Origin of the sequence: Microlunatus elymi, from assembly GCF_007362775.1 — a bacterium.
Lineage (GTDB): Bacteria > Actinomycetota > Actinomycetes > Propionibacteriales > Propionibacteriaceae > Microlunatus > Microlunatus elymi.
In genome coordinates, this window is record NZ_CP041692.1 from 2,073,910 (window position 1) to 2,096,290 (window position 22,381).

General features: G+C 67.2%; 22 protein-coding genes. 15 read left to right on the forward strand and 7 right to left on the reverse strand.

Annotated features, from left to right (window positions below; all coding sequences use genetic code 11):
- The first annotated feature begins 54 nt into the window (after window positions 1-54).
- The 5 genes from FOE78_RS09340 to FOE78_RS09360 all read left to right on the forward strand — a co-directional run bounded on the left by FOE78_RS09340 (window position 55) and on the right by FOE78_RS09360 (window position 5,222).
- Window positions 55-702, forward strand: coding sequence for an FMN-dependent NADH-azoreductase (locus FOE78_RS09340; RefSeq protein WP_143986039.1), 648 nt, complete (start codon window positions 55-57; stop codon window positions 700-702).
- 84 nt (window positions 703-786) lie between these two features.
- Window positions 787-1,803, forward strand: a complete 1,017-nt coding sequence (locus tag FOE78_RS09345; RefSeq protein ID WP_143986040.1) for a LacI family DNA-binding transcriptional regulator — start codon at window positions 787-789, stop codon at window positions 1,801-1,803.
- 140 nt (window positions 1,804-1,943) lie between these two features.
- Window positions 1,944-3,053, forward strand: a complete 1,110-nt coding sequence (locus tag FOE78_RS09350) for a substrate-binding domain-containing protein (RefSeq protein ID WP_143986041.1) — start codon at window positions 1,944-1,946, stop codon at window positions 3,051-3,053.
- A gap of 91 nt (window positions 3,054-3,144) precedes the next feature.
- Window positions 3,145-4,008: an ATP-binding cassette domain-containing protein gene (locus FOE78_RS09355; RefSeq protein WP_228266122.1), complete on the forward strand. Its 864-nt coding sequence runs from the start codon at window positions 3,145-3,147 to the stop codon at window positions 4,006-4,008.
- Window positions 4,005-5,222: a sugar ABC transporter permease gene (locus tag FOE78_RS09360; RefSeq protein WP_143986043.1), complete on the forward strand. Its 1,218-nt coding sequence runs from the start codon at window positions 4,005-4,007 to the stop codon at window positions 5,220-5,222. The genes FOE78_RS09355 and FOE78_RS09360 overlap by 4 nt, the downstream gene beginning before the upstream one ends.
- A 16-nt stretch (window positions 5,223-5,238) precedes the next feature.
- Here the strand turns inward: FOE78_RS09360 and FOE78_RS09365 are convergent, their stop codons facing one another.
- Together FOE78_RS09365 and FOE78_RS09370 are read right to left on the reverse strand one after the other, a co-directional pair.
- Entirely contained in the window at window positions 5,239-5,739 is a 501-nt protein-coding gene (locus tag FOE78_RS09365; RefSeq protein WP_143986044.1) for a YbaK/EbsC family protein, read from the reverse strand.
- Between the two features lie 11 nt (window positions 5,740-5,750).
- On the reverse strand, window positions 5,751-6,308 hold the full coding sequence (locus FOE78_RS09370) for a gamma carbonic anhydrase family protein (protein WP_143986045.1): 558 nt from the start codon (window positions 6,306-6,308) through the stop codon (window positions 5,751-5,753).
- A gap of 81 nt (window positions 6,309-6,389) precedes the next feature.
- Between FOE78_RS09370 and FOE78_RS09375 the strand changes: the two genes are divergently transcribed.
- Window positions 6,390-7,100: a lysoplasmalogenase gene (locus FOE78_RS09375; RefSeq protein ID WP_143986046.1), complete on the forward strand. Its 711-nt coding sequence runs from the start codon at window positions 6,390-6,392 to the stop codon at window positions 7,098-7,100.
- A 331-nt stretch (window positions 7,101-7,431) separates the two neighbouring features.
- Here FOE78_RS09375 and FOE78_RS09380 read toward each other — a convergent pair whose 3' ends face one another.
- Window positions 7,432-7,953, reverse strand: coding sequence for a rhomboid family intramembrane serine protease (locus FOE78_RS09380; RefSeq protein WP_143988701.1), 522 nt, complete (start codon window positions 7,951-7,953; stop codon window positions 7,432-7,434).
- Window positions 7,954-8,177: 224 nt separating this feature from the next.
- Between FOE78_RS09380 and FOE78_RS09385 the strand changes: the two genes are divergently transcribed.
- A complete protein-coding gene (locus FOE78_RS09385; RefSeq protein WP_143986047.1) occupies window positions 8,178-9,074 on the forward strand; it encodes an alpha/beta fold hydrolase in 897 nt (298 codons plus the stop codon).
- On the opposite strand, the gene FOE78_RS09390 is transcribed toward FOE78_RS09385, so the two are convergent.
- On the reverse strand, window positions 9,046-10,341 hold the full coding sequence (locus FOE78_RS09390; RefSeq protein WP_168207445.1) for a glycosyltransferase: 1,296 nt from the start codon (window positions 10,339-10,341) through the stop codon (window positions 9,046-9,048). The genes FOE78_RS09385 and FOE78_RS09390 overlap by 29 nt on opposite strands.
- 283 nt (window positions 10,342-10,624) lie before the next feature.
- On the opposite strand from FOE78_RS09390, the gene FOE78_RS09395 reads away from it, so the two are divergent.
- The 3 genes from FOE78_RS09395 (at window position 10,625) to FOE78_RS09405 (ending at window position 13,857) form a co-directional block, all read left to right on the forward strand.
- Window positions 10,625-11,668 (forward strand): DMT family protein, encoded by a 1,044-nt coding sequence (locus tag FOE78_RS09395; RefSeq protein ID WP_143986049.1) that lies wholly within the window; start codon window positions 10,625-10,627, stop codon window positions 11,666-11,668.
- Between the two features lie 11 nt (window positions 11,669-11,679).
- The gene (locus FOE78_RS09400) at window positions 11,680-12,858 is read left to right on the forward strand and encodes a glycosyltransferase (RefSeq protein ID WP_143986050.1); all 1,179 of its coding nucleotides are present in this window, start codon (window positions 11,680-11,682) and stop codon (window positions 12,856-12,858) included.
- A 174-nt stretch (window positions 12,859-13,032) separates the two neighbouring features.
- Window positions 13,033-13,857 carry an endonuclease/exonuclease/phosphatase family protein gene (locus tag FOE78_RS09405; protein WP_143986051.1) on the forward strand — a complete coding sequence of 275 codons (825 nt, stop codon included), beginning with the start codon at window positions 13,033-13,035 and terminating at the stop codon, window positions 13,855-13,857.
- 21 nt (window positions 13,858-13,878) lie between these two features.
- Here the strand turns inward: FOE78_RS09405 and FOE78_RS09410 are convergent, their stop codons facing one another.
- Window positions 13,879-14,580 carry a class III extradiol ring-cleavage dioxygenase family protein gene (locus FOE78_RS09410; RefSeq protein WP_143986052.1) on the reverse strand — a complete coding sequence of 234 codons (702 nt, stop codon included), beginning with the start codon at window positions 14,578-14,580 and terminating at the stop codon, window positions 13,879-13,881.
- On the reverse strand, window positions 14,577-15,452 hold the full coding sequence (folP, locus tag FOE78_RS09415; RefSeq protein WP_143986053.1) for a dihydropteroate synthase: 876 nt from the start codon (window positions 15,450-15,452) through the stop codon (window positions 14,577-14,579). The genes FOE78_RS09410 and folP overlap by 4 nt, the downstream gene beginning before the upstream one ends.
- A 108-nt stretch (window positions 15,453-15,560) precedes the next feature.
- Between folP and FOE78_RS09420 the strand changes: the two genes are divergently transcribed.
- From FOE78_RS09420 to FOE78_RS09440, 5 genes are all read left to right on the forward strand, one after another.
- On the forward strand, window positions 15,561-17,870 hold the full coding sequence (locus FOE78_RS09420) for an ROK family protein (RefSeq protein WP_168207446.1): 2,310 nt from the start codon (window positions 15,561-15,563) through the stop codon (window positions 17,868-17,870).
- Window positions 17,867-18,889 carry a Gfo/Idh/MocA family protein gene (locus FOE78_RS09425; protein WP_143986055.1) on the forward strand — a complete coding sequence of 341 codons (1,023 nt, stop codon included), beginning with the start codon at window positions 17,867-17,869 and terminating at the stop codon, window positions 18,887-18,889. Before FOE78_RS09420 ends, FOE78_RS09425 begins: the two co-directional genes overlap by 4 nt.
- 64 nt (window positions 18,890-18,953) lie before the next feature.
- A complete protein-coding gene (locus tag FOE78_RS09430; RefSeq protein ID WP_210414902.1) occupies window positions 18,954-20,171 on the forward strand; it encodes a Gfo/Idh/MocA family protein in 1,218 nt (405 codons plus the stop codon).
- Window positions 20,172-20,419: 248 nt separating this feature from the next.
- Entirely contained in the window at window positions 20,420-20,908 is a 489-nt protein-coding gene (locus FOE78_RS09435) for a fluoride efflux transporter FluC (protein ID WP_143986056.1), read from the forward strand.
- Window positions 20,905-21,279, forward strand: a complete 375-nt coding sequence (locus FOE78_RS09440) for a fluoride efflux transporter FluC (protein ID WP_143986057.1) — start codon at window positions 20,905-20,907, stop codon at window positions 21,277-21,279. The genes FOE78_RS09435 and FOE78_RS09440 overlap by 4 nt, the downstream gene beginning before the upstream one ends.
- A 16-nt stretch (window positions 21,280-21,295) precedes the next feature.
- Here the strand turns inward: FOE78_RS09440 and FOE78_RS09445 are convergent, their stop codons facing one another.
- A complete protein-coding gene (locus tag FOE78_RS09445) occupies window positions 21,296-22,297 on the reverse strand; it encodes an aldose epimerase family protein (RefSeq protein WP_143986058.1) in 1,002 nt (333 codons plus the stop codon).
- Between the last annotated feature and the right edge of the window lie 84 nt (window positions 22,298-22,381).

The following is a 22,381-nucleotide window of genomic DNA, read 5'->3' on the forward strand; positions in this document are numbered from 1 at the left end:
CCGACCGCGCGCCCGCCTGCGCCGCACTCACCGCAGACCGGATAGGTTTCGGCCATGCCCGTGTTGCTGCAGCTGGATTCGTCGGCCGACCTGACCACCTCGGTCTCCCGTGCCGTCACCGCGACCTTCGTCGACGCCTGGCGTGGGCTGGGCGACGACCAGAGGGTCGTACGCCGTGATCTTCATGCCGATCCGCTGCCGCATCTGGCCGACGCCTCGTTGCACTGGCCGCCGCGGTTGCGCTCCGCCGACGCCCGCCCGCCGCAGGACGCCGAGAGGCTGCAGCAGCAGATCATCGATGAGTTGCTGGGCGCCGACGCGGTGGTGATCGGTGCCCCGATGTACAACTACTCGCTGCCGTCGACCCTGAAGGCCTGGATCGACTACATCCACGTGCCCGGTGTCACGGCACCGTTCGATGTGCCCAGCCAGCCGATGGCGGGCCGGCCGGCCGTGATCATCAGCAGCCGGGGCGGCATCTACGACGACGGCAGCGCGAACGCCGGCTGGGATCACACCGTGCCACCGCTGCAGATCATCCTCGGCGACGCTCTCGGCATGGAGGTGTCGGTGATCACCGTCAGCCGGACGCTGTCCGCGGTCGTTCCGGGGTTGGCGGCCGAAGCCGGCCGGGCGGCCGAAGAATTGGCCGCGGCCCACCGGCAGGCGGCCGAGGCCGCCGCGGCGATGGCATCACGTTGACGACCGGCGGACCATCGTCCTAGGCTCGGAGCCGGGTGATGACAACGATGTCATGGATGGCCCGTTGAGGCCGAGGAGCAGGACATGAACGAAGCGGCGCCGTCGACCGGCGCCCCGACCCTGGCCCAGGTGGCCAAGCTCGCCGGGGTCAGCGTGAAGACCGCGTCCAGGGTCTTTCGCGGTGAGCGCTATGTCACGGCCGAGACCGCGCAGAAGGTCCATCAGGCCGCTTCGATGCTCGGCTTCCGGCCGAACCGGATCGCTCGCGAACTGCGTCAGGGATCTCGCTCGACCTTGATCGGCATGATCACCGGCGATCTGGGCAATCCGTTCTACGCCAGGATTGCGAGCGTGCTGGAGCGCGAGCTCCGGGCCGCCGGCTACCAGCTGATCACCGTCACCAGCGAGGCGGACGGCAGTGCCGAGGACCGGTTGGCCGAGGAACTGCTGGAACGTCGGGTGGCCGGCCTGGTCGTGGTCTCGTCGGCCAGTGATCATCATCGCTATCTGGCCAGTCCCGGTGGTGCTCCGGTGATCTTCCTGGATCGGCCGAAGACGGGTGTGTCGGCCGATGTGGTGGTGTTGGATGATCGAGCCGGTGCGCGAGCAGCGGTCCGGAATCTCTTGCAGGCAGGGCATGAGCGGATCGCGATCATCTCCGATCGTGGTCAGCTCGCGACCCATCGGGAGCGGATGACCGGCTTCTCGGAGGCACTGGTCGAAGGCGGCATCGCCAACTGGGAATGCTACGTTCGCGACGAGGCGCACACCGCCCGGACCGCGAAGAACGTGGTCGCCGCGGTGATGTCGCGCGGTCTGCCGCCGACCGCATTGGTGACCACCAGCAGCTTGATCACGATCGGTGCGATCACTGCATTCCAGCGACTCAATCGGACCGCCGGGGTGGTCGGCTTCGACGACTTCGAGCTGGCCGAGGTGCTGGGCATCAGCGTGATCACCCATGATTTCGCCGCGCTGGCTCGCGAGGGTGCCCGGTTGCTGTTGGATCGATTGCAGGACGCCGGTGCCGCACCGCGTTCGATCGTGGTGCCCTGCCGGCTGATCGATCGCGGCTCGGCCGGCCGCTACGAACTCGTCTGACCTCGACCCGTCGCGAATCGCGACGTCCCTGCCGGCCGGATGTCTGCCAGCTCACGTCGATCCCCGCTTGACAACCACCCGTCCGCGGCGCAAAGTTGGCCAGGTCATTTTTATGACAACGATGTCAGAGAGGGAATTTCGTGGTGCATCAACGTGCAATTCGTGGGCTGGCTGCCGGTGCGGTCGCCCTGGCTGCGCTGGCGGCGTTCGCCGGCTGTGGCAATCAGAAGGGGCAGGGCAACGACGGCGGGGCCGCGGCCGACGGCGGCAGCGCCGGCGGAGCGACCAAGATCGCCTTGCTGCTGCCGGAGAACAAGACGACTCGGTACGAGTCCCAGGATCGGCCGAACTTCGAGAAGGACGTCAAGGCGCTGGACCCGTCGGCCCAGGTCGTCTACAACAACGGCAACCAGGACGCGACCCAGCAACAGCAACAGGTCGAGGCAGCGCTGACCGACGGCGCCAAGGTGATCGTGCTCGATCCGGTCGACGCGTCGTCGCTGGGTGCAGTGCTGGCCAAGGCGAAGGCCAAGGACGTGCCGGTGATCTCGTACGACCGGTATTTCGAGGGCTCGGCCTACTACACCTCGTTCGACAACGAGAAGATCGGTGAGCTGCAGGGCAACGCCGTACTGGCCGGGCTGAAGGCCAAGGGCGTCGACCCGAAGTCCGGGCCGGTCTGGATGGTCAACGGCGACCCCAAGGACCCGAACGCGGCCGACTTCAAGAAGGGCGCCACCAAGGTGCTGAAGGATGCCGGCGTCAACATCGCCGCCAGCCACGACACCCTGGACTGGAACCCCGACGATGCGCGGCAGTGGGTGGCCGGTCAGTTGCAGGGCGGAAAGCCCAAGCCGATCGCGATCTACGCCGCCAACGACGGCACCGCCGGCGGCGTGATCGCCGCCGCCAAGAAGGCCGGCCAGACCCCAGTGGTCACCGGTCAGGACGGCGAGGTGGACGGTCTGCAGAACATCCTCAAGGGCGATCAGTACGCGACCATCTACAAGTCCTACGCACCGCAGGCGAAGTACGCAGCCGAGGCGGCCGTCGCGCTGGCCAAGGGCCAGAAGCCGGATGCCAAGGACACCTACAAGAACACGCCGACCGACTTCGTCGAGGCCGACGTGATCACCAAGGACAACATCAACAAGGTGTTCAAGACCGGCCAGACGAAGGTCTCCGACGTCTGCAACACCGCAGCGGTGAAGAAGTTGTGCACCGACGCGGGCATCAACACAACCAACTGAGTCACCATCGACGAGCGCGTCGGGTCGGCAGATCCGACGCGCTCGTCGGATGCTCAAGCCAACAAGGCGAAATGAGAACGAGGGAGTTCGGGTGTCCGAACAAGAGCCGGTCCTTCAGCTGACCGGCATCCACAAGCGATTCGGCGCGGTGCAGGCGCTCGCCGACGTCAACCTGACGGTGCATGCCGGCGAGGTCGTCGGCCTGGTCGGCGACAACGGCGCCGGCAAGTCGACCTTGATCAAGATCATCGCCGGCGTGCACGGCGCCGACACCGGAGAGATCAAGGTCCGTGGCAAGGCGGTCAGCTTCAGCACCCCGCAGGCAGCGCAGAAGGGCGGTATCGCGACCGTCTTCCAGGATCTTGCGCTGTGCAACAACCTGGATGTGGTGGGGAACCTCTTCCTCGGCCAGGAGGAGCTGATCGGCCCGATTCTGGACGAAGTCGCGATGGAGAAGCGATCGTGGGAATTGCTGCGGGCACTGTCGGCGAAGATCCCCAGCGTACGGATCCCGATCGCGGCGCTGTCCGGCGGACAGCGGCAGACGGTGGCGATCGCCCGGTCGCTGCTCGGCTCGCCGGCGTTGGTGATGTTGGACGAGCCGACCGCGGCATTGGGCGTGGCTCAGACCGCGGAGGTGCTGAATCTGATCGAACGGCTGCGTGAGCAGGGACTCGGCGTGCTGCTGGTCAGTCACAACATGGCCGACGTGCAGGCGGTCTGCGACAGGATCCACGTACTGCGACTCGGCCGCGACGCGGGCGACTTCCCGGGCGACACCACGTCGGAGAAGTTGGTCGCGGCGATCACCGGTGCCTCGGACAACGTGGTCAGCCAGCGCGCGGCCCGACGGCACGGCGATGATCTGCCGCAACACACCGACGGCCTGCCGCAGTACGCGGACACGTCGTCCGGCCCTTCGGCGAATGTCGAAGCAGAGAAGGGGATTCGATGAGTACCGACACCGTGAGCACGGTGGTTCCCGATGAGCGGATCCAGCGCTTGAACCCGGTCGCCGCCTTCATCCGGCGGGTGCGCGAGGGCCAGCTCGGCGTGATTCCGGTGATCTTCGCCCTGATCGTGATCGTGATCGTCTTCCAGTCGATCAACCACAACTTCGTCTCGCCGTCCAATCTGGTCAACCTGTCCACCCAGGTCGCCTACGTCGGCATGCTGGCGCTGGCGATCAACTTCATCCTGTTACTGGGCGAGATCGATCTTTCGCTGGCCCAGTTGGGCGGCTTGTGTGCCTCACTGCTCGGTGTGTTGATGCTGCGGCACGGGATGAACCCGTTGCTGGCGGTGTTGATCATGCTCGGCTTCGGTGTTCTGGTTGGTCTGGTACAGGGCTGGTTCTTCGCTGTCGTGGGGATTCCGGCCTTCGTGGTCACCCTGGCCGGCTTGTTGGCCTATACCGGACTGACGCTGACGATCCTGGGCACGCAGAAGAACCTGTCGATGTCTGACACCTTTGCCGCAGACCTGGCGAACTTCTACTTCCCGGCACCGGTCGCGTACACCTTCGGGGTGATCGTGGTCGGCTGTTACCTGATCGGTCAGCTGGTCGGTGCGATCCGTCGGCGGCGCGCCGGGCTGCAGTCCAGTTCGTACGTGGCGATCGGCATCCGCAGCGTGATCTTGGCCGCGGTGCTGTTCGCATTCTTGATCACGGTGAACTACGACTTCGGTCTGGCGCTACCGTTCTTCGCCCTCGGCGTGGTGGCCATCCTGGTCGACCTGATGCTGCGGAAAACCAAGTACGGAAGGGCGATCTACGCGGTCGGCGGCAACGTCGAAGCGGCTCGCCGGTCCGGCATCCGGGTCACCGCGGTACGGATCAGCGTGTTCATGATCGCCGGCCTGTTGGCCGCCTTCTTCGGTCTGATCAAGGCCGGCGTGACCACCAACGCGGGCTCAACCCTGGTCGGCACCCAGGACCTACTGAATGCGATCGCCGCCGCGGTGATCGGTGGTACGTCGCTCTTCGGCGGCCGCGGATCGGCGTGGGCCCCGGTGCTCGGCGCGTTGGTGGTCGGCTCGATCAACAACGGCCTCTACCTGATCGGCTTCAACTCCGACGCCCAGCAGATCATCACCGCACTGGTGTTGCTCGCCGCCGTCGTGCTGGACGCACTGTCCCGCCGCGGCCAACGCAACGTCGGCCGCTGAGGTTCAGCCAGCGATCTCAGTCGCCGACCCGTTCCACCTGGCCGTCGGTGATCTTGATCAACTCTGGACAGCTGAGTGGGAAGATCGTGTGCGGGGTGCCGCCGGCAGCCCACAGGGTGGGGTAGTCGGCCAACGCCTCATCGATGATCGTTCGCAGCGGCTCGGGATGTCCGGTCGGTGCGACGCCACCGATTGCCTGCCCGGTGGCGGCGCGGACCTGGTCCGGGTCGGCGCGGATGATCTTGGTCAGCTCGAGCCGCCGAGCCAGCGCGTCGGTATCGACCCGATGCCGACCGCTGGTCATCACCAGCAGTGGCGATTCGTTGCCGTGATCATCGACCGCCATGAAGATCAGACTGTTGGCGATCGCGCCGATCTCGCAGTCCAGCGCGGCCGCTGCGAGCACCGCGGTCTTCGCGGAGTCGGGCAGAACCCGGATCGCCGGCTCGACGCCGGCAGCCAGCAGGGCAGCGTGCACCGTACGGCTTCGTTCGGGCAACTCGTCCAGGGATGTCATGACTCTCCTGATCACAGTCGGCGGTGATGGGCGGTCAGGTCGAGATACTCCTGGGCGTTCTCGATCACCTTCTCCACCTCGGACTCGGACAGCTCGCGGCGTACCTTGCCCGGGACGCCGGCGACCAGCGAGCGCGGCGGGATCACGGTGCCCTCCAGCACCACCGTGCCGGCCGCTACCAGCGCACCGGTACCGATCTGAGCACCGTTCAAGATCGTCGCGTTCATCCCGATCAGCACGTTGTCGGCGATCGTGCAGCCATGGATGACCGCCAGATGTCCGACGCTGACGCCGCGTCCGATCAGGCTCGGGAAGCCGGTGTCGGTGTGGACCACGACGTTGTCCTGCAGATTGCTCCCGACACCGAGTCGGACCTCGGCCATGTCGGCGCGTACGACGGCCCCGTAGTAGACCGATGATTCGGCGTCCAGGGTGGCGGCCCCGATCACGGTGGCGTTCGGCGCCAGCCATGCCGTCGGGGCGATGACCGGTCGGGCCTCGCCGTAGGGGAGCACCAGGGCGGAACGATCTGGCGCCGGGATCTGCCGGGATGTCGAGTCGTGAGCCATGGCCTCATCGTGTCATTCGTCACGTCGAACCGGCACGGCGCCAGGCCGAGAACTGTCACCCCCGCCGTCTACATTGACGCCATGTGCATCCTCGGGAGCTTCGGTCCGCCGCCGCCATCGCTGCGTCCGGCGTACCGGTTCCCGACCGTGATGCTCGCGATCGGCTACCTGCTCTGCACCGTGCTGGACGGGGTGGCCGAGGCGACCGGGGCGGAGACGATGTCGTTCGTGCTCCGACTACTGGCCATGCCGCTGTTGATCGGGGTGCTGATCACCGCTCGGCCGCTGCTTGATCGCACGGTGCTGCTGGTCCTCGGGGCGTTGATCTTCTCCTGGCTCGGCGATACCGCCGGCGGGGTCAGCTTTCTGATCAAGATCGGGCTGTTTCTGCTGGCCCAACTGTTCTTCATCGCCGCATTCTGGCCGCATCGGCAGCGGAGCCTGGTGACGCGCCCGTGGGCCGTGATCGTGTACGCGATGGTGTTGGTCGGGATCGGAGCGCCGATGATCATCCAGGCGGACAGACTGGCGGTCCCGGTGATGATCTACGGCTTCAGCCTGGTCGCGATGGCGATCCTCGCCACTGCCTTCGGCAAGCGTGCAGCCCTCGGCGGTCTGCTGTTCGTGATCAGCGACTCGTTGCTCGGGCTGACCTGGTTCTACCCGTCGACCGCCGGTCACCTGATGGACATGGTGATCATGCTCAGCTATCTGTCCGCCCAGGGCCTGCTGGTCTGTGGTCTGCTGGCCCACCCGGCCGAGCAGCCTGACCCAGCGCGTACCGGATCGTGACCGCGCGCACCTGATCCGTCGAGCAGACCACGATCGGCCTGCCGCGGCGCACGCAGCCGAGGTGCCGTACCTCCTGAAATCCGAACATTTGGCCGGGGAAGTCGGCCGTCCACGGGCCGGCGTCTGAACGGGCCAGACGTTCCCGCCGAAGCGTCCCGACCCGACCGCGCCGCCGCACCACTGTGATTCAGGGTGCCCCTGTGTCGACTGCCCGCACGCCCCGGACGAATCCAAGGAGGTTGGGCAGTCAGGGGCTCGGCTATGGGTGCCGTACCTCCTGGGATCCGAAGAAGGCGACCGTCGACATCGCCAACTTGGATCGCGGGTTAAGTCAGGTTGAGCGCCGGTGGATCCTGCTTGCCGCGATCACTCCGCCGATCGCGCCGCCGAGGTGAGCTTGCCAGGAGATCCCCGCCTGGCTCGGGAAGACGCCCCACAGCATCCCGCCGTACAGCAGCAGCACGGCGAGACCGACGACGATCGGCAGCGGTCGACGGTCGAAGGCGCCGCGGGCGATGATGTAGGTCAGCCAGCCCATGATCAAACCGCTGGCGCCGAGCACGATCGTGTTCGCCGGGGTGAGCAGCCAGGCGGACAGGCCGGAGACGATCACGATGATCAGCGAGGCACCGAGCCAGCGGGCGAAACCGCCGAGCGCGACGATGAACCCCAGCACCGCGAACGGCATCGTGTTGCCGAGCAGATGTTCGAACCCGCCGTGCAGCAGGGGAGCGGTGAAGATCTCCGGCAACCCGTCCAGCTCGCGGGCGTGAATCCCGTACTGGTCAAGGGATCCGCCGGTCGACTGGTCGAAGATCTCCAGCACCCACATGAACGCCAGCAGGCCGCCGATCAGCACCGCGGCGGCGAACGGATTCATCCGAGTCCGGGCGGTCGTCGGGCTCAGCTGCCGTCCGTCGCTCGCGTCGTATCGAGGCTGTGGTGTGCCGGTGGGAGTCCAACTCATAGTGGGTCCGAGCCTATGCAGCCCGGGCAAGGCGGCCGAGTCGACGCGATCACACCCTGCGGGTCGAAGCTCGGCCACGGTGGGGACACACCGCCCGGTAGCCTCCGGGCATGGCGATTCCCGATCTGTCCCCCGATCCCGTACCGGTGTCCGACGGTGAAGCAGTGCTGGCCGGCTCCCGTACGCGGTGGTGGGAGTGGGGCGAGCCGGCGCGGGACGCCGGGACCACGACGACGATCATCGCCGTGCACGGCTTTCGCGGTGATCATCACGGTCTGCTGCCGATCGTCGCTCGACTGGACGGTTATCGGGTGATCACGCCGGATCTGCCCGGCTTCGGCGAGTCGACCCCGTTTCGGCGGGGCAAGCACGACGTCGCGGCGTACGCGGGTTGGCTGGCCGACTTCTGCACTCAGTTCCAGCACGACGGACCGCTGGTGCTGCTGGGCCACTCGTTCGGATCGGTGATCACCTCGGCGGCCGTGGCGGCCGGATTGCGGCCGGCTGCGCTGGTGTTGATCAATCCAATCGCGGCTCCCGCACTGCAGGGTCCTCGGGCGGTGCTGTCCAGGATCGCGGTCGGCTACTACAAGCTGGGGGCCGCGCTGCCCGAGCGACTTGGCCGGCCGCTGCTGGCCAACCGACTGATTGTCCGCGGACTCAGCGAGGTGATGGCCACCAGTGACGATCCGCAGTTGCGGGCCTGGATCCATGATCAACATCATCGCTACTTCTCGAACTTTGCCGATCGACGGGTCGTGGTGGAGGCCTTCGAGGCGTCGGTGTCGGACGACGTCGGCGAGTACGCCGACCGGATCGCGGTGCCGACGCTGCTGATCGGCGGTGATCGTGACGACATCGTGCCGATCGCTGCCCAGCAACGGCTGGTGTCCCGGCTGAGCGACGGCCGGTTGTTGATCTTGGCCGACGTCGGCCATCTGATTCACTACGAACGTGCTGAGCCGGCAGCAAAGATGATCATCGAATTCCTCGGCCGCCGGATCTGATCAGACCGCGGTACAACTTCAGCAGGGTGGCCGCATGGCACCCGGGTGAGAACTGCTCGCGTTCCTCGGCCGCGGCCTGCGAAGCCTTGATCACCTGCTCCGGGTGCCGGACCAGATCGACGAACGTGTCGCTCAACGCGTCGTCGGAGGCGGGCGAGGAGATCCCCGGCCCGGCGAGCCCCTCGGTCAGTGCCGGATCGCAGTAGACCACACCGCGCATCGCCATCACCGCCTCGACGATCGTCATCGGCTGGTTGTCGAAGCCCCGGGAGGTCAGCGCCAGCAGGTGTGCGTCGGCCAGCAGGGCACCGATTCGATCATGATCTTGACGGCCGAGGAATCTGATCTGCCGGTGACCCGCGGCAATCTCCCGGGCCTCGGCCAGCTGACTGCCGTCGCCCGCGACGGTGAACTGGATCTGTCCCGGATCGAGCCGCTCGGCGGCGCGTACCGCCGCGTTGACGAAGGTCAGGATTCGCTTCTCGGGTACGCAACGGCCGATCCAGATGATCTTCAACGGCGCGACGACGTCGGTCAGCGGAGCGGCCTCGGGCAGGGTGGACACGGTGTTGGCCAGGACCGTCACCTGCTCCAGCCCGGCAGTCCGCAGCCGCTCCGCCTGATGCGCTGACGGCGAGATCACCAGGTCGGCCTGCCGAGCGACGGTGAGGGTCATGTTGCGCAGCGCACTGTCGGCCCGCGGGTCGGCCAGTCGTACGCTCGTCGGGACCAGCCCGGTGACCCGGCGATGAAAGCGCCGGACCAGGCCCGCGATCAGGAACTGTCCCCGTCGCGGCGCCTGCCAGAAGAACGTGTGCACGGTGTGCACCACCGGTAGTCCGAGCCGGCGTGCGGCCATCGCCGCGGCCGCGGACAGACCGAACTCCGATTGCAGGTGGACGATGTCGATCGACCGTTCGACCAAGATCGTTTGCAGCTGCCGGCGCAGACCCTCGGTGTTGCGCAGGACCGGCAGCTGGAGGCCGGGCAGTGTCCAGCGGGCCGGCATGGTCACGTGGTCGATGCGATCATCGGGGCAGACCTGTTGCCATACCTGCTGCGACGACGGCGACAGTACGACCACCCGGCCGCCGGCCGCGACCACCGCAGCTGCCTCCTGCAGCAGTGCGGTCTGCGCGCCACCGAGATAGTCCAGCGCATAATCGCAGACCACCGCGATCTGCAGGGGCGCAACCCGCGGCGAGTCCGATTTCATGATCAACTTCGTCCGGTCCGATCGGCTGGAGAACGGCAGGTGGGCTCGCACGGGCCGTGGCCTCGTACGGTGGTGTGACGGCCCCAGTCTTCCAGATCGGTCAGCGACGCCTCCGTCGGCAACCGGATCGACGCGTGGACGCCGGGCGGCTGTCGTCATACTGCGGGACGATCTTGTCGCGTCGGCCGTCCGCCCGAGGTCTGCTCTGGATAACCCCACAGTGGAGAAGGTGGGCTTCTGGATGGTTGCCAGCCAGTCCGAATGAAACGGTGGTTCCCGTGAACGCAACCACCACCACTGGTACGGCAACGCGCCGGGCTCATCGGGGGAGTCGATGATGGGCTCGTCAGGGTGGATCGTTGTCGCGATCGTCCTCGCCGTGATCGATGCGATCTGCTTCGCTGCGGCCGCGGTCTACCAGCAGCGCGCCGTCCGGCGGACGGTGCTCAGTGATCTTCCGACCACAGGCGCCGACCAGCGGTTTGGCAGCAGTACGGGGCACATCCGCCAGCATCGGCTGAGCCTGCGGCGGATCCCGACGCTGGTGAGCAAGCCGGGATGGCTGGGCGGCGCGGCGCTGATGGTGCTCGGCGGCAGTCTGCATGTGATTGCGCTCTGGCTCGCGCCGGTCTCGGTGATCCAGCCGATCGGGGTGCTCGGGGTGCCGATCGCGGTCCTGTTGGCCGCCAAGCTCGCGCATCGCCGACCGTCGCGGCGCTCGGTTCTGCCGATCTTGCTCTGCGTGGTCAGCATCGGGGCCTTCGTCGGGATCGCGGCCGAACAGGTCTCCACCGATCGGCCGGTGCCGATGACGGGTCTGTTGATCACCGAAGCGGTCGTGCTGTTGGTGATCGGATCGACGATCTTGATCACGCGCAGGATGCACGGCTGGATCCGATGCCTGTCCAACGCAGTTGCCGGCGCGCTCGGTGTCGGCATGGTTGCAGTCCTGATGCGGGCGCTCGGCCAGCATCTGCAGGCGGGCAGCGGCGGAATTGATCTTGGCCGACTGTTCGATCCGGCTGGATCGGCCATGATCGGGCTGATGATCTTGAGCGGCGCCGCCGGCGGATGGCTGGTTCAACAGGCGTACGCGAGCGGGCCGGCCGAGGTGGTGCTGGCCAGCCTGACGGTGGTCGATCCGATGATCGCGGTGGTGATCGGACTGCTGCTGCTGGGTGAGGGCGCGACGCTGACGGCCGGGGCGACGATCGGCATGATCATCTGCGGTCTGGCTGCCGTCGGTGGGGTGATCGCGCTGGCCCGGACCCATCCGGATGCCGAAGCGTCCCCGCGCCGTCAAGAACTTGACATCGCTGTTCACGAAACCGCTGAAGAATCTGACCGGCTCGTTCGGGCCGGCGCCGGTATTGGTTGAAAGGACGAGACGTGAAGATCGTGATCGGAGCCGACAGCTACGCGCCCGACATCAACGGGGCTGCCCGGTTCGCCGAACGGCTGGCGGAGGGACTGGCTGGTCGCAGACACGAGATCCATGTGGTCTCCGCCTCGACCGATGGCCCGGCCCGGACCGAACACGTCGGCGAGCTGACCGTTCATCGGCTGCACTCGATTCGCTATCGGCTGCACGAGAGTCTGCGGGTCTGCCTGCCCTGGCAGACGATCCCGGAGTCGCGGCGGCTGCTTGCCGAGCTGCGGCCCGATGTCGTGCATGTCCAGTCGCACATGGTGATCGGCCGCGGCCTGGCCTACGCCGCTGCCGATCGCGCCATCCCGCTGGTCGCCACCAATCACTTCATGCCGGAGAACGTGTTCGGCTACGTGCCGCTGCTGCCGCGGCCGTTCTACCAGGCAGCCGGACGGATCGCCTGGCGCGATCTGGCCAGGGTGTTCGGCCGGGCGGACGTGATCACCGCGCCGACGCCCCGCGCGATCCAGTTGTTGCAGGACGCGACCGGTCTGTCCGGTGAGGCGATCTCCTGCGGCATCGACTCCGAGCGCTACTGGCAGGCCAGCCAGCAGGCGCAGCCCGGGACCGGGCCGGTGATCTTGTTCGTCGGACGGCTCGACCAGGAGAAACGGATCGACGAACTGATCGCCGCATTCGCCAGGATCCCGGCCGGCACCGGGGCCCGGCTGGAGATCGTCGGCCACGGTGATCAACATGACCTGCTGGTTCGGTTGGCCGCCGAGCTGGGCGTGAGCGACCGGGTCAGCTTCCTCGGTCACGTCAGCGAACAGGACTTGCTCACCGCGTACGGGCGGGCCGCGATCTTCTGCATGCCGGGCGTCGCCGAGCTACAGAGTCTGGTCACCCTGGAAGCGATGTCGGCCGGCAAGCCGGTGGTTGCCGCCAATGCGATGGCGCTGCCGCACCTGGTGAAGCCGGGGCACAACGGTTGGTTGTATACCCCCGGTGACATCGGTGAACTGGCCCTGCGATTGTCCACCCTGGTCTCGGATCCCGCGCTGCGCAGACGGATGGGCCAGCACAGCCGTGAGCTCGTCTCGGTCCACGATTTCGGCGCCACCCTTGATCGTTTCGAGGACATCTACGCCCGCGTCGCCGCCCGCCGCTCCGTGCACCTGCTCACCCGCGCAGCCTGAACCTCGAGTTGTCAGAACGTAGTTGGCCATAGCCCAGCTGCGTTCTGACAAGTCGGTCAGGTCGCGTCCGCGACGGTGGACGTCTACGATGGCCGGGTCGAGATCGTCGGCTTCGACCGGGAGCCGGCCTGTACGCTCAAGATCAACTCCTGACCCGACGAGGTGTTGTCAAGGATGCGCAAGTCTCTGTTCGCCGCCATCGGTGCGGTAGCCCTGTCCATGCTGGCCGGGACTCTTACGGCCGTTCCGGCGCAGGCCGCTCCCGGGGCTCGGCCGCTGACCGTGATGACGTTCAACATCCACCACGCGGCGGGCACCGACGAGGTGCTGTCGCTGCCGCGAATCGCCGACGTGATCAAGGCCAACCGCGCGGACGTGGTCGGCCTGCAAGAAGTCGATCGGCACTACTCCGAACGCAGTGACTGGGCCGACCAGCCCGCCGAACTGGCCAAGCTGCTCGGCTATCACGTCGTGTTCGGCGCGAACATTGACGAAGCCCCGCCGGCGGAAGGCAAGCCGAGGATCCAGTACGGCACCGCGATCCTGTCCCGCTACCCGATCACCGCCTGGCAGAACACGCATTTGTTCCGTTCGCCTGATCAGGAACAGCGCGGCCTGCTGCAGGCCACCATCGACGTCCGCGGCAAGACGTTCCACTTCTACGACACGCATCTGGCGGCCAGCTCGCAGACCGATCGACTGCAGCAAGCTCAGCAGATCGTCGAGCTGGTCGACCATGATCAGCCGGGCATCCTGGTCGGTGACCTGAACGCTGAGCCGACGGCACCGGAGATCAAGACCCTGGCCGCGGACCTCGACGACACCTGGTCGGCCGCCGGTCGGGGTGACTCGTCCAGCTATCCTTCCGAGGCGCCCGCGAAGCGGATCGACATGATCTTCAGCACCGGTCGCGTGCAGGCGATTCGCAGCTCCGTCGCTCACACCGACCCGGTGGCCTCCGATCACCTTCCGGTGGTGGCGAAGATCATCATCCGGTGATCATTCGGCGTTGAGCGTCGGTCAGCTCCAGGACGCGATCAGGTAGTAGACGCCGAACGGGGCATCGGCGAAGCTGATCCGGCTCCGGTACGGGGTCGATCCTCGTTGCTGCGCGGCGATTCCGGCCGCCAGTCGCCATACCGCCGTACCGTTGGACAGCACCTCGGCCGCCAGGCCGGAGTCCAGCGCGGTCAGTCGTCCTGGCTGGCCGGAGAGCCAGGCCTCGGTCAGTGCTCGATCGAATTCGTCGGCCCGGGGGTGGACGACGTCCGGGCCGCCGGCCTTGCCCAGGGCGCTGCCGTCGGCCACGGTCACCACAAGGTCATCGTCACCAAGATCGTCACGTCCAAGATCATCGAGCAGCTCGGCGAACGGGGGCGCCGAATCGTCGGCGACCGTGATCAACGTGAGCCGATCACGATCAACGCCGAGCAACGCGCGAGCCACCGCGAGAGGCAGCGGCAGCGAATCGCCGATCGAACTCGTGGTCCGATCCCGCTCGACGCGAGACCGGCCGAGCAGCCGGCCCAGGTCGTACGGGGTTGCGACGTCCCAGGTTCGAGTCCGGATGCCACCGGCCGTGACGATCACTCGTCCGCGGTCGGGCAGAATCGCCGCGATCGCTTCCCGTGCGGCAGCTCGGAGCTCCGCGGCCGGATCGGACGAACCGGCGACCCGAGGCAACAGGACGGGCGCACCGGGGAGGTTCACGAAGCGGGTCACACCAGGCCCCTGACGGTGCGCAGCGGATCACGATCGCCACGGATCGCGACCACCAGGTCAACGACCTGACGTGCCTCGGCCACCTGGTGCACCCGATGGATGCGTGCGCCCTGCCAGGCGCAGATCGCTGTCGCCGCCAACGTCGCCGGGACCCGCCGGGCAACCGGAAGGTCGAGCGTCTCACCGAGAAAGTCCTTGTTGGACACGGAAACCAAGACCGGCCAGCCGGTGTCGGCCAGCTCATCCAGCCGGCGGGTGATCTCCAACGAATGCCAGGTGTTCTTGCCGAAGTCGTGGGCCGGGTCGATGATGATCGAATCCTCCGCGACGCCGGCCGCCCGAGCGCGCTCGGCCAGCCCGGTGATGATCTTGATCGCGTCGGCGACCACGTCGTCGTACTCGGCCCGGACCGGTCCGGTGCGAGGACGCAGGCCGCCGGTGTGGGTGCAGACGATCGCGGCGTCGTAGTCCGCCGCAACCCCGGCCAGGTCCTGATCGAATCCGCCCCAGGCGTCGTTGATCAGATCCGCGCCCGCCTCCAGTGCCCGCGCGGCCACCGCGGCCCGCCAGGTGTCGATGCTGATCACCACGTCCGGATGTCGGCGGCGGACGACGTCGATGAAGTCGATCGTGCGGCGGATCTCCTCCTCGGCGTCGACGGCCTCACCGGGACCGGCCTTGACGCCACCGATGTCGAGGATGTCGGCGCCCTGGCTGATCGCCTCGTCCACTCGGTGCAGCGCCCGGTCGGTGGACCAGGTGGCGCCGTGGTCGTAGAACGAGTCCGTGGTCCGGTTCACGATCGCCATCACGAGTTGGCTGCCGGGCTCGTACACCTTGTCCCGGAAGCGGAGTTGCCGGTCGGTCGTCATGTCTCCTCTTGCTGCTGACCTGCGGTGGCGGATGTCTCCGGACCGACTGCCGAGTCTTCCAGGCGACCCCCTTGCCTAATTCTGTAAATGGCCTTAGCGTATTTCGCGATGTCCCAGGACCTTCAGCGCCAGGCCAACACGGCCGCGGTGTTACGCACGCTCGCGGCCGGTGGGCAGGCCAGCGTCACCGAGCTGCGCGGTTCGGTCGGATTGTCTCGGCCGACCCTGGACGCGATCATCTCCGACCTGCTGGCCGGCGGCATGATCCGGCAGCAGGATCCGGGATCGTCGGCCGGGACGGCGATTTCCTCGACCGGAGAGCGACCATTGATCGAGTCCGCGCGACCAGCCGCCGGCACCCCGGTACGCCGTCGGTCGGGCGCGGGGCGGCCGGCCCGCAACTTCGTGATCAACGCCGACGCCGGCTACGTCGCCGGAATCGACGTCGGCCGGCACAAGATCCTGGTGATGATCATGGATCTGGCCGGCGTTGTCCGCGTGTCACGTCGGGTCGAGGTGCCGGCCAGCATCGACGGCGCAGGGCTGCTCGCGTTGCTTCAGCACACGCTCTCCGCGGCCACCGCAGAGCTTGGGATCGGCCTTGATCGACTTCGGGCGATCGCGGTCGGTGTGCCCGGTGTGGTGGACGCGGCCGGCAGGATCACCCGCTCCGTGGTGGTCCCACAGTGGAGCGGCTTCGACCTCCGACCGTTGATCGCCAACTGGGCTTCGGTGCCGGTGGCCGTGGCCAACGACGCCAACCTGGCCGTGCTCGCCGAGCAATGGCGTGGTGCGGCGCAGCGTTGCACCGACGTCATCTACATCCTTGCCGGCCGGCGGACCCGGGCGGCGATCATGATCAACTCCGAGGTGCTGACCGGCCGACACGGCGAAGCCGGCGAGATCGGTTCGGTGCCCGAGTTGTTCTTCGACACTCCCGAGGTGCTGCTCGGCGATCCGGGCGCCGACAGTGCCAACCTCGCCCAGGTCTTCGCCGCCGCCCGCGCCGGCGACCCTGACAGCCGGCAGCGGGTCGAGCGCTTCTGCGCCGAACTCGCCCGCGGCATTCGCTTCCTGGTCACGGTTCTGGACCCGGAGATCGTGGTGATCGGCGGCGGGCTGTCCGGCGCCGGTGAGCAGATCATCAGCGGGCTCCATGATCAACTGGATGCTCAGGTCGAGCCGGACACGGACCGGCAGCCGATGGCGCTGGTGTCCTCACAGCTCGGCGACACCGCGGTCGCGCTCGGTGGCATCCGCCGGGCCCAGCTGATCGCCGCGGCCGCCGATCCCCTGATCAACGCCGTGATCGACGGACAGCAAAAAACCCGAAGCCCTCATGGTGAAAACGCTGGAACAGAAGGAGAAATCGTGAATCAACCGGTTCGGTCGGCACCGTCGGTGCCGCCCGCTACCTCACCGCTGCGGGTCGGCATGATCGGCGCCGGCGGCATTGCCGGTGCCCATCTGCCGGCCTGGCTCGCGCTCGGCGCCCAGGTCGCGCACTATTCCTGGGAAGGAGCGCCGCAACTGGCGGCCGGTCACGGCGGGGTCGTCGCCGACTCGGCGGACGAACTGCTCGCCCGGGTCGACGTGGTGGACATCTGCACGCCCACCCCGTACCACCGCGAATACATCGAGCTGGCCGCGGCAGCGGGCAAACACGTGTTCAGCGAGAAGCCGCTGGCGCGTACCTCGGCCGATGCTCGGGCGGCCATCGACGCCTGCGCGGATGCCGGCGTACAGCTCTATCCCGGCCATGTCGTCCGGTTCTTCAGTGAGTACGAGGCCATGCACCGCCAGGTCGCGGCCGGGACCATCGGCACCATCGCCGTCCAGCGGTTCACCCGCAGCGGATCACGGCCGGAGAAGGACTGGTTCCACGACGAGGAACAGTCCGGCGGCATCATCCTGGATCAGATGATTCATGATCTTGACTTCGCCCGCTGGAACGCCGGCGAGGTGCGTACCGCGTTCGCGCGCAAGTCCCGGGTCGGCGAGGGCAAGGACGCGGTGATCAACGCACAAGTGATCTTGACCCACGACAGCGGCGCGATCTCCTACGTCGGCGGCACCTGGGCCCGGCCGGGCACCACCTTCCGCACCACCTTCGAGATCGCCGGCACAGCAGGGATCCTGCGGCACGACTCGACCCAGTACCGCCCGGTCGTTGTGGATCTTGGACAGGCCAAGGCCGACGAGGAGGGCACCGGACTGCTGCCGGCGGTGCACGGGGTCAGCCCGTTCGCCACCGAGATCGCCGAGATCGCGGCTGCCTTCACCGGCGGCCCGAGCCCGCGGGTCACCGCCGAGGACGGCTACGCCGCGATCTTGATCGCCGAAGCAGCCATTGCTTCGCTGCAGACCGGAGAACCGGTCGACGTCGCGACGAACGAGCAGGCAGGAGCCCTGGCATGAGTGAGCCGATGAAGATCGCCGTGCTGTCCTTCGCACACCTGCACGCGATGTCCTACCTGTCCGCACTTTCCGGGCGTTCCGAGATCGAACTGGTTGCGACCGATCCTGATCATGACCAACGCCCGGCCGGTGAGTCCGGCGGTCCCGAGCTGGCCGCCGGACTCGGCGTCCGCTACCTCGACGACTACGACGCCGTCTGGCAGTGGGGACCCGATGCGGTGGTGGTCTGCTCGGAGAACGCCGGACACCGGGCGCTGGTCGAACAGGCCGCGGCGCACGGTGCGCACGTGCTCTGCGAGAAGCCGCTGGCGACCTCGGTCGCCGACGCGGAGGCGATGGTCGCGGCCTGCGAACAGGCGGGCGTCAATCTGATGATCGCCCACCCGGTCCGCTTCTCCACCGCCTTCGCCGAACTGAAGGCCAACTACGACGCCGGAGTCCTCGGCGAGGTCAAGTCGGTGCTGGGCACCAACAACGGCCAGTTGCCGATGCACGTTCGGCAGTGGTTCGTCGACCCGGAACTGGCCGGCGGCGGGTCGATCACCGATCACACCGTGCACGTGGCCGACCTGCTGGACAGCCTGTTCGGCGGATCCCCGGCCCGCAGTGTTTACGCGACCAGCAACAAGATCCTGCATTCGGACGAGGTCGCGGTGGAGACCGCCGGGCTGGTCTCGATCGAGTATGCGAACGGCGTGGTCGCCAGCATCGACTGCAGTTGGTCCAAGCCGGACTCGTACCCGACCTGGGGTGGGCTGACGCTGCAGCTGACCGGAGACCGTGGCATTGCGGACATGGACGCCTTCAACGCCCGGGTCGACGGCCACTCCGAGACCGCCAAGAACGGGCTCTGGTTCCCGTACGGGGTGGACGCGGACGCGGCGATGATCGCCGAATTCCTCGACTCGGTGGCCGAGCACCGGCCGCCGCAGCCGGACGGCCGATCCGGGCTGCGGACGGTCAGGATCGTCCAGGCGGCCTACGAATCCGTGCGTAGTGGAGCCGCCGTCCAACTGTGAGGCGCGTCCGTCGGGTGGGACGGCGGTTGTCGTCCCACCCGAGGGTGCTGAAAGGATGATCGGCATGAAGATCGGTGTGATCGGTACCGGGCAGTTTGCGCGCAGTTTCATCGCCTTGTGGCAGCTGCATCCCGATGTTGAGGCGGTGTATGCCTGCGACGTTGTTCCGGAGCGGGCGAAGGAGCATGAGGAGAAGTACGGCCTGGCCGGCACGTTCGACTCGTTCGAGGAGGTGCTCGCCTCGGACGTGGATTCGGTGGCGATCATGACTCAGCGGTGGACGCACGGGCCGTTGGTCTTGCAGGCGCTGGAGGCCGGTAAGAACGTCTATTCGGCGGTGCCGATGGCGATCAGTGTGGACGAGATCAAGGCAATCGTGCAGAAGGTGCGCCAGACCGGCCTGATCTACATGATGGGCGAGACTAGCTACTACAACCCTGCGGTGGTGTGGGCGCGGTCCACGATCGCCAAGGGCGAGCTGGGCCGGGTGTTCTACTCCGAGGGCGATTACGTCCACGACATGGACAACGGCTTCTACAACGCCTACAAGTACAGCGGTGGCGAGGACTGGAAGAAGACGGCCAGCTACCCGCCGATGCTGTATCCGACCCACGCCGTCGGTGGCGTGCTCGGTGCGGTGCCGTCGTACGCCACCAGTGTGAGTTGTATCGGGATCCGTGATGATCGCGGTGATGGTGTATTTGATGCGGACGTTTCCTTGTGGGGCAACGAATTCTCCAACATGACCGCTCTGTTCGAGCTGGCCGACGGCGGCACCATGCGGACCAACGAGTTCCGCCGGGTGGGCTACTGGAAGGGCCACGAGTCGCGGTTCCGGTTCTACGGCACGGATGCGGTGATGGAGCAGTCCGGGCAGGGGGCCACGTACAGCGTCAAGACCGAGGGTGAGGACTACGCCAAGGGCGAGACGCTGGACATCAGCGACCTGTTCTACACCCACGGGCATCAGGTTCCGACCGACTTCGGCGACATCGATCCGGCGTTGCTGCAGAGCTTCGCCTCGGGTACGGCGAAGGTGCAGGACCGCAGTCGGCTGCCGAAGGAATTCGACGGCGCGCACAACGGGCACGAGGGGTCGCATCACTTCCTGGCCGATGACTTCGTCCGGGCGGTGACGACCAAGACTCAGCCGCCGGTGAGCGCGTGGAAGGCGGCACGGTTCACGCTGCCGGGTGTGGTTGCGCACGAGTCCGCGAAGCAGGGCGGGGCTCGGCTGCCGGTGCCCGACTTCGGCGACGGCCCGGCGAACCCGAACTGGTGATCGACCGGCTCGGACTCGAGTAACGCCTCGGAGGCGAGTAGAACGTCGGACGGGATGCGATTCACCCCGCGTGTTGCGCGGGTCACACGCATCCCGTCCGACGTTCTTACCGTCCTGCGATAAGATCGCGGCGGCGATGGACCCCGCCAGGGCTCGACCCGAACCGCGACGACGCTGATGGCTCCTGACCAGTTCAGCGTGTCGCGACGTGATGACGCCGTGGCGTACTCGTGGGTCCGGGAGTGTTCATGACAACTCAGCCGTCCGCCGCAGCGCGGTCCGCCCGGGCGCAGGCAGCCAAGCCACCGCATCAGCAGGTGCGCTACCTGATCGTCGTCGGCATCGGTGGTGCCGTCGGCACGTCGGCCCGCTTCCTGACAACGCAGTTGAGCGCGCCGTGGCTGTCCCAGCCGGCCGCTACCATGATCATCAACGTGATCGGCAGCCTACTGCTGGGACTGCTGCTGGAGGCGTTGGCCTGCCGAGGACCGGATGTCGGTCGCCGGCGGATGGTGCGGCTGCTGCTGGGCACCGGGGTGCTCGGCGGATTCACCACCTACAGCACCTTCGCCACTGACGTGCAGAGCTATCTGCAGCAGGGGCAGTGGCTGCTCGCCGCGGGATACGGCATCGGCAGTGTGCTGCTGGGGCTGCTGGCCGCCGGTGTCGGCGTCTGGCTGGCCACCGTCCTGCACCGCGGCGGGCGCCGTCCGATCAAGCGGGGGAGCGCTTCATGATCATCAATGTGCTGCTGCTGGCGCTCTGCGGCGGTCTCGGAGCGGTCAGCCGATTCCTGCTCGACGGTGTGCTGCGGCACCGGATCGGTGGCAGCTTCCCCGGCGGGACCATGATCATCAATCTCAGTGGATCGCTGCTGCTCGGCTTCCTGACCGGGCTGGTCGCCGGCGGGCTGCCCGGTGAGTTGTCCACGATCGCCGGCACCGGCTTCCTCGGCGGCTACACCACCTTCAGTACGGCCTCGGTGGAGACCCTGCGGCTGCTGCAGGAACGCCGCTACGCCGGCGCCGTCGGCTTCGCCCTCGGCACCCTGATCCCGGCCGTTGTCCTTGCCCTGTTGGGATTCCTGCTCGGCCGGGCGATCGGCTGACCGGTCCCGGTACGGCTCAGTTCACGGTGCAGATCTTCAGCGAGACGGTGGTGCTGCGCTCCTCGCCGCTGGCCAGGGTGAGGGTGCTGGACGCGATCCGGCGGGCGTCGTGCAGCCCGTGCGCGGGCCAGCTGCTGTTGGGCGTCAGCGCCAGGTAATAGCCGGTGCCGAACCACGGATGATCTTCGGTGTCGCCGGCTTCGAGCTGATACCACAGGTGCGGCAGACTGATCTGGTCCCAGGTCAGCTCGACCCGGCAGTCGAGCGTCGAGTTGGTGATGGTCGCTACGCCGGCGGTGAATTCGGTCAAGTAGGCCATCCGATTTTCCGAACCAGGCTTGGGAATCGTCCGCAAGTTGATCATGCCGGATGCGCCGGGCGTACGCGGCCAGACCGTGACGTCGTCGTAGTCGACGTCGTACAGGATGGTGGCGTCCGGGTGGACCAGACCGGCCGCGCAGTCGACCTCGGCCTCGGGTGCGATCAGCGGCGCGCCGAACTGCAGTTGGCTGCCCCACATCACCTCGTGCTCGTCCGCGCCGACGTTGCGTACGGTCTCGGTGACGGACACCTGATCACCGTCCATCTTGATGATCTTGGTCATCTCGATCGGGCTGCGCCGCATCCGAGCATGCAGCCGGAGGGTGCCTTCGTCGGTTTGATCAAGGTCGGTCTGCTGCTGGTCCTGGTCCGGTTCGAACAACGCGACCCGGGCCTCGCCGTCCTGGCCCTGATCGGCGCCGTCGACCACCACGGTGTCGCCGCCGTTGGGAAAGATCGACTGCCAGCCGCCGGGATTGAGGTCCTGCCGGATCACCTCGGCGGTGCCGCTCAGTCCGGTCCCGCCGTAGCGTGGCAGACCCCAGGGTGTCTGATGCAGGATCTCCAGATCGTCGCCGAGACGGCGGATTGAACAGATGGTGGCGCCCAGCTCCGGTACGACCTCGACCGCCAGCGTTTCCGAGCTCAACCGAACGACCTGCCAGCCGCGCCGGGTCAGCTGCTCCTGATGCGCCATCGACTTCCTCCTCGCTCGGCGGGCACCCCAGCCCGGCCGCAGCAGAGCCTACGCAATCGCGCCGCCGCGGCGGACATCGGGCGA